General features: G+C 51.7%; 1 protein-coding gene and 1 pseudogene. Both read right to left on the bottom strand.

The window, feature by feature from the left end; genetic code table 11:
• Window positions 1–270, bottom strand: a pseudogene (locus KDK13_RS12085) (molecular chaperone SurA); the annotation flags it as partial.
• Window positions 271–1,090 (bottom strand): LPS-assembly protein LptD (locus tag KDK13_RS12080; RefSeq protein ID WP_257285224.1); only part of this gene is annotated, 820 nt, incomplete at its 5' end.

Raw genomic sequence — 1,090 nt, 5'->3', positions numbered from 1 at the left:
TACCTGCTTTTTCAGCACCTCTTTCGGCGGCAGGTTGATGTTTCTGGACGCCAGCTGTCGATGCACCGCATCAACACGTGCATCCAGCTCACTCTGCATGATCACGTCCTGGTCAATTTTGGCAACGATTCGATCCAGTTCAATCTGGCTCTGGATGGCACGTTCCGGGGCGCTTTGAGCCGCACCATTTGACTGTGCATAAACTCCACCACTGCTGAACGTCAGCAGGCAGAGAGAAACCAGTGCCGTGGTTTTCAATCCCCTCATCATTTACTTCTCATCCCCTGCGTAACCTTTAATACCTTCGAGATACTCTTTCGTCGAACCGCTGGTGAGCGCTCCAAGACCTCTAAGAACAAATTCAAGCACAATACCATCTTTGTATTCCGGGTAATCGATGTTGTCGTCATCATCGATCCATTTACGCCACATCAGCCGGACTTGATAACAGCAGCTGTTATATTCGACTCCGGACAGGAACTCAAGATGCCGTTTATTGGTTAAATCGTATTGCCAGCGTCCCATGGCAGACCACTTTTGTGTCACTGGCCATGCAAAGGATAGATCAGTCTGGCTCAAGTTGTTGTTGGCGGTCAGCCATTTGCCGGGATTGGCCGGATCGGCAACCAGTCCGTTTTCCGCGTTCTTGACATAGCGCTCCGACTGCAGGAGGTAACGGTAACCGGCATTAATCACACTCCGGGGCTTGGGCTGGTACTGGTAATAAAGCGCGTAGTTATCCAGCTCATTATTGTTGGTATCCCACATCAGATCCTGACGAAGGCTCATCTTGCGGTTGATGTTATAGACCAGCTCCGAGGCCAGAGGAGAGACCGATTCGTGCATCTCATTCCACAATCGCAGGCCTTCTTCGTTCAGGTTAACATCCCAGTCATCTTCGTTGCTGGGTTCTCTGGAGGGTGTGCCCGCCAGCGGGTTTATCCACAGTTGACGATCTTCAAAGTAGATGATCTGGCCAATACCAAAACGCACCCGCTCAAAACCATCGTCTTCTATCAGGCGGCTGGTCAGGCCGATGGACAGCTGGTTGGCATCCCTCAGACGGTCATAGCCGGAAAACCGGGAGTCC

The sequence above is a fragment of the Endozoicomonas sp. SESOKO1 genome, from assembly GCF_024606265.1.
Classification (GTDB): Bacteria; Pseudomonadota; Gammaproteobacteria; order Pseudomonadales; family Endozoicomonadaceae; genus Endozoicomonas.
This window is presented reverse-complemented; position numbering and strand designations above follow the sequence as displayed.